Origin of the sequence: Naasia lichenicola (genome assembly GCF_004801885.1) — a bacterium.
GTDB classification, from domain to species: Bacteria; Actinomycetota; Actinomycetes; order Actinomycetales; family Microbacteriaceae; genus Naasia; species Naasia lichenicola.
This window is the reverse complement of the sequence record NZ_SSSM01000003.1, coordinates 433515-443271: the sequence shown is the minus strand read 5'-3', so window position 1 is coordinate 443271 and position 9757 is coordinate 433515. Positions and strand designations below refer to the sequence as shown.

Annotated in this window: 6 protein-coding genes; 4 read left to right on the top strand and 2 right to left on the bottom strand. The window is 68.7% G+C overall.

Going from position 1 to position 9757, the window contains the following annotated elements; translation table 11 throughout:
• The first annotated feature begins 17 nt into the window (after window positions 1-17).
• The 3 genes from E6C64_RS07215 to E6C64_RS07205 all read left to right on the top strand — a co-directional run bounded on the left by E6C64_RS07215 (window position 18) and on the right by E6C64_RS07205 (window position 3382).
• Complete coding sequence (locus E6C64_RS07215; RefSeq protein ID WP_136426950.1) at window positions 18-1523, top strand: alpha,alpha-trehalose-phosphate synthase (UDP-forming); 1506 nt, start codon at window positions 18-20, stop codon at window positions 1521-1523.
• Window positions 1520-2353, top strand: coding sequence for a trehalose-phosphatase (gene otsB, locus E6C64_RS07210; protein ID WP_136426949.1), 834 nt, complete (start codon window positions 1520-1522; stop codon window positions 2351-2353). The genes E6C64_RS07215 and otsB overlap by 4 nt, the downstream gene beginning before the upstream one ends.
• 114 nt (window positions 2354-2467) lie before the next feature.
• Window positions 2468-3382 carry a DUF559 domain-containing protein gene (locus E6C64_RS07205; protein ID WP_158437770.1) on the top strand — a complete coding sequence of 305 codons (915 nt, stop codon included), beginning with the start codon at window positions 2468-2470 and terminating at the stop codon, window positions 3380-3382.
• Between the two features lie 39 nt (window positions 3383-3421).
• Here E6C64_RS07205 and E6C64_RS07200 read toward each other — a convergent pair whose 3' ends face one another.
• Together E6C64_RS07200 and E6C64_RS07195 are read right to left on the bottom strand one after the other, a co-directional pair.
• Window positions 3422-4792 (bottom strand): MFS transporter, encoded by a 1371-nt coding sequence (locus tag E6C64_RS07200; RefSeq protein ID WP_136426947.1) that lies wholly within the window; start codon window positions 4790-4792, stop codon window positions 3422-3424.
• Window positions 4789-7746, bottom strand: a complete 2958-nt coding sequence (locus tag E6C64_RS07195) for an alpha-mannosidase (protein ID WP_136426946.1) — start codon at window positions 7744-7746, stop codon at window positions 4789-4791. Before E6C64_RS07195 ends, E6C64_RS07200 begins: the two co-directional genes overlap by 4 nt.
• Window positions 7747-7979: 233 nt before the next feature.
• Here E6C64_RS07195 and ilvD point away from each other — a divergent pair, with 233 nt between their 5' ends.
• The gene (gene ilvD / locus E6C64_RS07190; protein WP_136427194.1) at window positions 7980-9704 is read left to right on the top strand and encodes a dihydroxy-acid dehydratase; all 1725 of its coding nucleotides are present in this window, start codon (window positions 7980-7982) and stop codon (window positions 9702-9704) included.
• Window positions 9705-9757: the final 53 nt, after the last annotated feature.

The following is a 9757-nucleotide window of genomic DNA, read 5'->3' as shown; positions in this document are numbered from 1 at the left end:
CCTCAGCAGAGCCCGAAGTGGCCGGACCCACCCCACGTCCCGCGAGCGACGCGCAGTCCTCGCCGGAGGAGCGAACCTTCTCCTTCGTCGTCGTCTCGAACCGGCTGCCCGTCGATCGCGTCGAGACCGCCGACGGCGGCAGCTGGAACCGCTCGCCCGGGGGCCTCGTCACCGCCCTCGAGCCGATCATGGCCATCAACGACGGCGCGTGGGTCGGCTGGCCCGGGATCGCCGATCACGAGTACGAGCCCTTCGACTCCGAGGGATCCTGGCTCGTGCCCGTCGGACTGTCCGAGCGCGAGGTCGCCGACTACTACGAGGGCTTCTCCAACGACACCCTGTGGCCGCTGTACCACGACGTGATCGCCCAGCCGGGATACCACCGGATCTGGTGGGAGGCCTATGCAGCGGTCAACCAGCGGTTCGCCGAGGCGGCCGTCCGCGTCGCGGAGCACGGAGCCACCGTCTGGGTGCAGGACTATCAGCTGCAGCTCGTCCCGGCGATGATCCGCAAGCTGCGCCCCGACATCGTCATCGGCTTCTTCAACCACATCCCGTTCCCCGCGTACGGCATCTACTCGCAGCTGCCCTGGCGCCGCCAGATCCTCGAGGGTCTGCTCGGCGCGGATGTCATCGGCTTCCAGCGGGCGGCCGATGCCGGCAACTTCGCGCGGGCCGTGCGCCGCCTGTTCGGATACTCGACCAAGGGCACGGTCGTCCAGGTCCCCGAGACCGCCTCGGACGGATCCCAGCGCCTCCGCCCCGTCATCGCCCGGGCCTTCCCGATCTCCATCGAGACCTCGGCCTACAGCGATCTCGCCAAGCGGCCGGACGTCCAGGAGCGCGCCAAGCAGATCCGCGATGAGCTCGGCAACCCGACGATCGTCATGCTCGGCGTCGATCGCCTCGACTACACCAAGGGCATCGCCCACCGGATGAAGGCGTTCGGCGAGCTCCTCGAGGACGGCCGGCTCCGCTCCGAGGACGCTGTCCTGGTGCAGGTCGCCAGCCCCAGCCGCGAGCGCGTCGAGACGTATCGGGCGCTGCGCGACGAGATCGAGCTCATGGTGGGCCGGATCAACGGGGACTTCGGCGCGATCGGGCATCCCGGCATCAGCTACCTGCACCACAGCTACCCGCGCGAGGAGATGGTGGCCATGTTCCTCGCGGCCGACGTCATGCTAGTGACCGCGTTGCGCGACGGCATGAACCTCGTCGCCAAGGAGTATGTCGCGAGCCGCATCGACAACGGGGGAGTCCTGATCCTCAGCGAGTTCGCCGGGGCGTCCGATGAGCTGAAGAGCGCGCTGCTGATCAACCCCCATGACATCGACGGGGTGAAGGACGCGATCATGACGGCGATCGGCATGCCCGCCCGCGAGCGCGCCAATCGGATGCGCGCCCTCCGCCGACGGGTGATCGAGCACGACGTGGACCGCTGGTCAGCCGACTTCCTCGCAGTGCTCGCCCGATCCCGTCCTGGCACCAGCTCATCCGTGACGCTGCCGGGGGAGGACGAGTGAGCACCATCGACTCCCGGATCGGCTCGGCCGGATCAGGGGTCCCGCGGGAGATCCGCGACGCGCTCGGCGAGATCGCCAAGAGCCGCAGCCTGCTCGTGGCGCTCGACTTCGACGGCACGCTCGCTCCGACGGTCGACGACCCGGCGATGGCACGCGCGCTCCCCGAAGCCCGGGCGGCCGTGCTGCGCCTGGCCTCGATCGCGCACACCCGGGTCGCCCTGGTCTCGGGTCGGGCGCTGGACAGCCTCGAAGAGGTCGCCGATGTCCCGGACGAGGTGCTGCTCGTCGGATCGCACGGCATCGAGCTGCGGCTCGACAACCCCGACGACGTCTTCACCCTCGATGAGCACGAGCAGGCCAGACTCGGTCTGCTCGGCGACGTGCTCGACCAGGTCGCGGACAACGTGGAGGAGGTCTGGGTCGAGGTGAAGCCCGCCGGCTTCGCGCTGCACACCCGGCTCGCGACGGACAAGAACAGCAGGATCGCCCATCTCGTCGCGCTCTCCGAGGCGCGGGCCGAAGTCGAGGACCTCACGGTCCGGCACGGCAAGGACGTGCTGGAGTTCTCGGTCCGGTCCACGACCAAGGGCGAGGCGGTCGAGCACCTGCGGCGCTACACGGATTCGTCATCCGTCTTCTACGCGGGCGACGACATCACGGATGAGGACGCCTTCGCGGCCCTGGCCTCGCACGATCTGGGCCTGAAGAGCGGAACGGGCCCGACCGTCGCCGATCACCGCGTCGCCGGCCCGGAGGACGTCGCCCACGTCCTCACCCTCCTGGCCACCCTCCGCGAAACCTGGCTTGCGGAGCTCCCCCAGTCCAACTGATCGAGATGCCACTTTCCGTCCCTATTTCGCCGTTTTAGGGACGGAATGTGGCATCTCGATTGCGGGGTGTGGATAACCTCTGCGGCGCATCGCTGCGCAGTCGATCATGTCCGGATGCCACGTCCCACTTCGCCGCTGCCCGAGTGGCTCGGCTCCGGTCCGTTCCGCGTGAGGGATGCACACGCAAAGGGCGTGGGGGAGGAGCGGATGCGGTCTCCCGATCTCTCCGCGCCCTTCCGCGGTCTTCGTGTCGCCGGACCAGCCGACATGAGCGTTCTTGGGAGATGCGCCGTCTACGCCGAGGGAATGCCTCCCGGCCAGTTCTTCAGCCATCGGACGGCGGCCCGCATCCTCGGGCTCCCGCTGCCGTGGCCCGAGGCGGAGGACGAACCGCTCCATGTCTGCGTGTACCGCCCGGACAGGGCTCCGCGGATGGCGGGCATCGTCGGCCATGATGTTCGCGTCGACTCGATCCGCACCCTGACGGTGAACGGATGGTTCGTCGCCGACGCCGTCGGGGTGTTCCGGCAGCTGTCCAATGAACTCCGACTGCACGACCTGGTCGCACTCGGCGATGCGATCGTCCGAGGGCCCCGGCCCCTGGCCTCGCTGGAGCAGCTTCGCGCGACGACGTCAATGCGTCCGTCCTACCGAGGCATCGCCACCGTGCGCGACGCCGTGCCGTTCATCCGTGCCGGATCCGAGTCACCTCGCGAGAGTCGACTGCGCATGATCATCGTCGGATCGGGCCTGCCCGAGCCGGAGCTGAATGTGGACGTTCGCGATGCGTTCGGGCGCTTCCTGGGCCGGGGCGACATGGTCTATCCCGACTGGAAGGTGCTGGTGGAGTACGAAGGAGATCAGCATCGAACCGAACAGCGGCAGTACCAGCGGGACGTCGATCGGCTCGAAGGGTTCACTGCGTCGGGATGGCAGGTCATCCGGGTGCTCAATCACCATCTGAGCGACGAGGCTGCCGTGGTCCGCCGCATCCGCGACGCTCTGATCCGAGGCGGCTGGCGCTCCTGACCCGATCGAGATGCCACTTTCCGTCCCTATATGCGCGTTTTAGGGACGGAAAGTGGCATCTCGATCGGGGGTGCCGAGGCGGTAGAAGAGGAAGGGGATCGCCGAGAGCAGGCAGCTGACCGCGGGGACCAAGGTGATGCCGAGGAAGATCGTGTTCTGCAGGGCCGGCGTGATCTCGACGCCGTCCTGGTAGCAGGCGGCCACGATCACGATGCCGAAGACCAGCACGGCGAGCGCGTTCATGATCTTCGCCGAGAAGGTCAGCGTCGCGAACGAGATGCCGTCGTTGCGCACTCCCGTGCGCTCCTCGATGTCGTCGACCGAGTCGGCGATCATGGTCGCCTGGCACACCGAGAACACTCCGAGGCTGATGCCGGACAGGGTGATGAAGACGAGGAGCACGTAGATGTTCTCGAAGCCGGCGAGGTACATCGCGACGTAGACGACGGCCCCGAGGACCGAGCTGGCGATCATCAGAGTGCGACCGCTCCAGCGTCGCAGCAGGGCGGGAGTCGCGAACGACGAGGCGACGAGCCCTGCGATGATGCCGGCGCCCACCAGGGTGAACGCGCCCTCGTCGCCGTACGCGATGACGACGAACACCGCCCCGCCCGCCTGAACGATGAAGCGGCCGAAGCCAAGCACCGAGCCGAGCAGCACCATGAGCAGCGGGGTGTTCTGGAACAGGGTGCGGAAGAGCTGCCGGAAGGACAGGCGCTCGCGCGCCGCCGGGCTCTCCTTCTCCCGGACGCGGAAGAAGGCCATCAGGTAGAGCCCCATCCCGACGACCGCGATCAGTGCGACGGATCTCGACCAGCCGGCGGCGGTCGTCTGGCCGGCGAAGCTCAGCAGGTGCGCGATCTGCGGGAGCCCGAGGGTGGCGATCCCGAGCGAGATCGCGCCGAACGCGCGGACGAGCGAGACCACCCGATTGCGCCGGCCTGGTTCGGAGAATGCCGACCCGATCAGGCCCCAGAGCGGCACGTCGCAGAACGTGTAGGCGATGCCCCAGACGAAGAACACCACGCCGAAGAACACCAGCTGCGTCGTCTGGTCGGTGTCGGGCACCGCGAAGAGCAGCGCGGTGGTCACGGCGACGGGTGCGGCGGAGAACAGCACGAACGGACGCAGCTTGCCCCAGCGCGTCCGCGTCATGTCGATGAGGCTGCCGACCAGCGGATCGCTGATCGCGTCGATGACCTTGCTGATCGTGATGATCCCGGTGACGACAGCGATCGCGCCGGTGCTGAAGTGCGCGTACTGGAGCAGGTAGACGGTGATGAAGGTCGTGACGGTCGTCAGGATGAGGTTCTGGCCGAATCCTGCCGTGACGATGGCGACGGTCTGCGCGCGCGGCGACGGCGCGCGCTGGTCGGCGGCAGAGGGGCCGAGATCGAGGGTTCCGGTCATGAGGCACGCTCCAGGAGGATCGTCTTGATCTCGAAGGGCATGAATTCGAGGCGGTCGAGATCGGCCGTCCCGACGGGGCGCTCGAGCAGGTCGGTCTCGGTCGCTGCGGCATGGGGGAGCGAGGTGCGGAGGGAGGTCGTCGTGCCCCGACCGAGGCTCTCGTACATCCGGAGGACGACGCCGTCGCCGTCCTCGGCCGGCTTGATGGTCTCGATGATCACGCCGGGATCGGTCGTGCTGGCGACGCTCGGCAGCACCGTTCCGGAGGTGGCGAGCAGCGGATTGTTGAGGCGGTAGCCCTCGCGGACGACCTTCGCCAGGTCGCCGTGGGCGAACGGGGTGAACGCATAGCTGAAGCTGTGCCGCCCGCGGTCGGCCGTCGGATCGGGATAGGTGGGAGCGCGCAGCAGGTTGAGGCTGATCAGGCCCTGCTTGGCGCGATGGCCGTACTTGCTGTCGTTGAGGAGGGCGAAGCCGCCCGTCTCGTTCTCGGTGGCGATCCACTTGTGTGCGACGACTTCGAACTGCGCGGTCTCGACGTCGGTGTTCTCCGTCATGACGCGCTCGAGGTGGCCGAACTGGATCTCGCAGAGCGCGCTGTCGCCGACGTGGACCGGCCGGAAGTCCGCGCGCAGCATGTGATGCTTCTCGTGCCACTCGACCCGGGTGTCGAAGCGCACGACGTCGCTGCCCGCCTCGAGCACGACGGTCTGCGAGATCGTCACCTTGGCGGACCGGTAGGCCTGACGCCGCGCGATGGTCGGCCCGTCGATCACCGTCTCCAGGTGACGGAGGGACAGGATGCGCGGGGTGCGCTGCAGGTATCCCTGGTCGATGTCCCAGGCGTTGAAGGGGAAGACGTAGGGGTCGCGGTGCAGCACGATGCGAGACAGCCCGTCGGCGGAGTGCTCGATGCCCGAGGCATCGACGCACGACACGATCTCGCCGGTCTCGCCGAAGCGCAGCGACAGGATCCCGTTCGACATCGAGTCGGCCGTGAAGACCAGGCCGGTCGCGGGTGCGGTGGGCGCGAGGACCGCGCTGGCATAGGGCTCGGCGGTCGCCCGCATCCAGCCCGCATCAGTCTTCAGGTACTCGTCGCGCGGCAGCCCGGTCAGGTTGAGGGCGCCGACCTCCGCCGGCGACGAGTCGCTCTGCGAGGCGCGCGCCCGCGGCAGCCGCTCGAGGAGGCCCCCGATGTAGCCGTCGACCTCGAGGCGCACGTGGTCGAGGCTCTCGCGCGCCTCGCGGGCGACACGCTCGATGGTCGATCCGGGCAGGATGTCGTGGAAATGCCCGAGCAGCAGGTCGCGCCAGTGCGGCTCGAGCACCGCGCGGCTGCTCTCCCCGACGATGGCGGCCAGGGCCTCGGCGTTGTGCAGCGTGCGTTCGGCGAGCCGGTTGCCCTTCTTGATCTTCGCCTGGGTCGTGTACGTGCCCTGGTGGGTCTCGAGGTAGAGCTCTCCGCGGTGCGAGTGCAGCTGGGACAGGTCGCGCTTCTCCAGCCGACGGAAGAAGTCGCCCGCCGTGGAGTACTCCACCCGTGGCAGGCCGCGCAGGTTCCGCTCGCGGGCGGTCACCTCGTGGTGGATCTCGCCCGGGCCGCCTCCGCCGTCGCCCGAGCCGAAGATGAGCAGCGCGGTGTCGAGCGCCTTCTCGGGATACTGCCGCAGCCCGGTGAGCAGGCCGTCCGCCGCCCCCCGGCTGTTGTAGTCGCCCTCGGGAGCCATGTGCACGAGGACCTCGCTGCCGTCGATGCCCGACCACCTGAAGGTGCGATAGGGGAAGACGGTGACCTTGTTCCAGGCGAGCTTGATGGTCATGAACCAGTCCATGCCGCTCTTCTTCAGGATCTGCGGCAGGTTCCCGCTGTAGCCGAAGGTGTCGGGGAGCCAGCACAGGCGCAGATCCGCGTCGTCGAGTCCGAACTCCTCCTGGAGGAACCTGCGCCCGACCATCGCCTGGCGGGCGAGCGCCTCGCCGCCGGGCAGGTTCGTGTCGGTCTCCACCCAGAAGCTACCCTGCAGCTCCATCCGCCCGTCGGCCACCGCGGCCTTGATCCGCTCGAACAGCGCGGGGTGCTGCTGCTTGATCCAGTACAGCTGCTGCGGCTGGCTGGTGCCGTAGATGTAGCCGGCGCGGGTGTCGAAGGCATTGAGTGCCCGGGCGTAGGTTCGAGCGGCCTTGCGCCGGGTCTCGCGCAGGGGCCACAGCCACGCCATGTCGAGATGGCCGTGGCCGATCGCGCTGTAGGTGAACTCGCTCGTGGACTCCGCGGCCAAGGCGGGTGCCAGGGCTGCGCGCGCCCCGGCGACGTCCCGCGCGCGGAAGCGATTCCACGCCGAGTCGAGGGCGGCGCGGAGTTCGGTGGCGAGAGCCTGGTCGTCGGTCGAGTCGGCCAGCACCGAGAGGGTGAGGTAGTCGTAGTAGAGGGAGTAGACCTCCGCATTGCGGGTGGCGAGGCGCGCACCTCGGTACACCGCCCGGCCGATGAGGTAGAGGATGAAGCCGTTGTAGGTGACGTCGGCATAGAACTCGACCCGCCCGGTGCTCGTGTCGACGCCGCTGACCGGACGGAATCGACCGGCCGAGTGCGGCAGATCGCCCTGCTGGAACACCGTGCTCACCGAGTCGAGCACCTCGCCGCCGGGGGAGTAGACGAGCCCCTCGCCGCCGATGCCGAGCAGGACGACGGGGTCCTGCACGCCGGGGGGCACCTCGCCGGTGACGCGGAGCCAGGCGCACTCGAACACCGCACCCCACGCCGTGCCGGGGCGGATGGGACGGAAGCTGCTGGGGTCGATGTCGGCGAACGGGACGGGCTCGGGGGAGCGCGAGATCTCCGCGTGGAGACGACCGACCGTGGTGTGGATGCCGCGTCGGATGCGGCGCAGGCGCAGGTAGTCGCGGGGCTGCTTCACGCGGAAGCCGAAGAGGAAGGTCGCGAGGCCCATCAGAGGGTGATCCCGGCGATGCCGTGCACGAAGACCGACGGGATGCCCCTGATCAGCCTCGACTTGTCAGCGAGCGTGCGGTGCGTGGGCATCATCGCCTCCTCCGGTTGCCGACAGTCTTTCATGAGGATCGTTCGGAGCCCTCCGTCGCCGCGGCTGCCCGGTCGTCTGAAGCGATCGCTCGGCGAACGTCCGGCCGGTGGCGCGGCGGTACCCTACGTAATGTGCCGGAAATGAACCCTTCGGGCGAGGTCGCGCCCGCCACGCCCGCAGTTGACATCAAGCCCCGCTCCCGCGTCGTCACGGACGGGATCGAGGCCACCACGTCGCGCGGCATGCTGCGCGCCGTCGGGATGGGCGACGCCGACTGGGACAAGCCGCAGATCGGCATCGCGAGCTCGTGGAACGAGATCACCCCCTGCAACCTCAGCCTCGACCGCCTCGCGCAGGCGGCCAAGGAGGGCGTGCACTCCGGAGGCGGCTACCCGCTCCAGTTCGGCACCATCAGCGTCTCCGACGGCATCTCGATGGGACATGAGGGCATGCACTTCTCCCTCGTCTCGCGCGAGGTCATCGCCGACAGCGTCGAGGTCGTCATGCAGGCCGAGCGCCTCGACGGATCGGTGCTGCTCGCGGGCTGCGACAAGTCCCTGCCCGGCATGCTCATGGCCGCGGCCCGACTCGATCTGGCGAGCGTGTTCGTCTACGCCGGATCCATCGCGCCCGGCTGGGTCAAGCTCTCGGACGGCACCGAGAAGGACATCACCATCATCGACTCGTTCGAGGCGGTCGGCGCGGTCAAGGCCGGCAAGATGAGCGAGGCGGACGCCAAGCGGATCGAGTGCGCGTTCGCGCCCGGCGAGGGCGCGTGCGGCGGCATGTACACCGCCAACACCATGGCCTCCGTGGCCGAGGCGCTCGGCATGAGCCTGCCCGGCTCGGCGTCGCCGGCCTCCGCCGACCGCCGTCGCGACTACATCGCGCACCGCAGCGGCGAGGCCGTCGTCAACCTGCTCCGCCTCGGCATCACCGCGCGCGACATCATGACCAAGAAGGCGTTCGAGAACGCCATCGCGGTCGGCATGGCGCTCGGCGGCTCGACCAACATCGTGCTGCACCTGCTCGCCATCGCGCACGAGGCGGGCGTCGAGCTCACCCTCGACGACTTCAACCGGATCGGCTCCAAGGTGCCGCACATCGGCGACCTCAAGCCGTTCGGCAAGTACGTGATGAACGACGTCGACCGCCACGGCGGACTGCCCGTGCTGATGAAGGCGCTGCTCGACGCGGGCCTCATGCACGGCGACGTGATGACCGTCACCGGCAAGACGATGGCCGAGAACCTCGAGGCGATGGACATCGGACCCCTCGACGGATCCGTCCTGCGCACCCTCGACAACCCGATTCACAAGTCCGGCGGACTCACCATCCTCAAGGGCTCCCTCGCCCCCGAGGGCGCCGTCGTCAAGACCGCCGGCTTCGACGCCGAGGTCTTCGAGGGCCCCGCGCGCGTGTTCGAGCGCGAGCGCGGCGCCATGGACGCCCTCACCAATGGCGAGATCAGCAGGGGCGACATCGTCGTCATCCGCTACGAGGGCCCCAAGGGCGGCCCGGGCATGCGCGAGATGCTGGCGATCACCGCCGCCATCAAGGGCGCAGGGCTCGGCAAGGATGTACTACTCTTGACCGACGGCAGATTCTCGGGCGGCACAACCGGCCTGTGCATCGGCCACATAGCACCCGAAGCGGTGGACGCTGGTCCCATCGCCTTCGTGCGCGATGGTGATCTGATACGGGTCGATATCGCAGCTCGCTCGCTGGACCTACTTGTCCCCGCGGCTGAGCTAGAAGCCAGAGCCCAGGATTGGGCTCCGCTTCCTCCGCGCTATACCCGTGGCGTCCTCGCGAAGTACTCCAAGCTGGTGCAGTCGGCTGCCGTCGGCGCCATCACCGGGTAATGCTGGTCGAAAGACTGGCCGCGCATCTCCGAGTCGGCTCCGTCCGCTCCTCC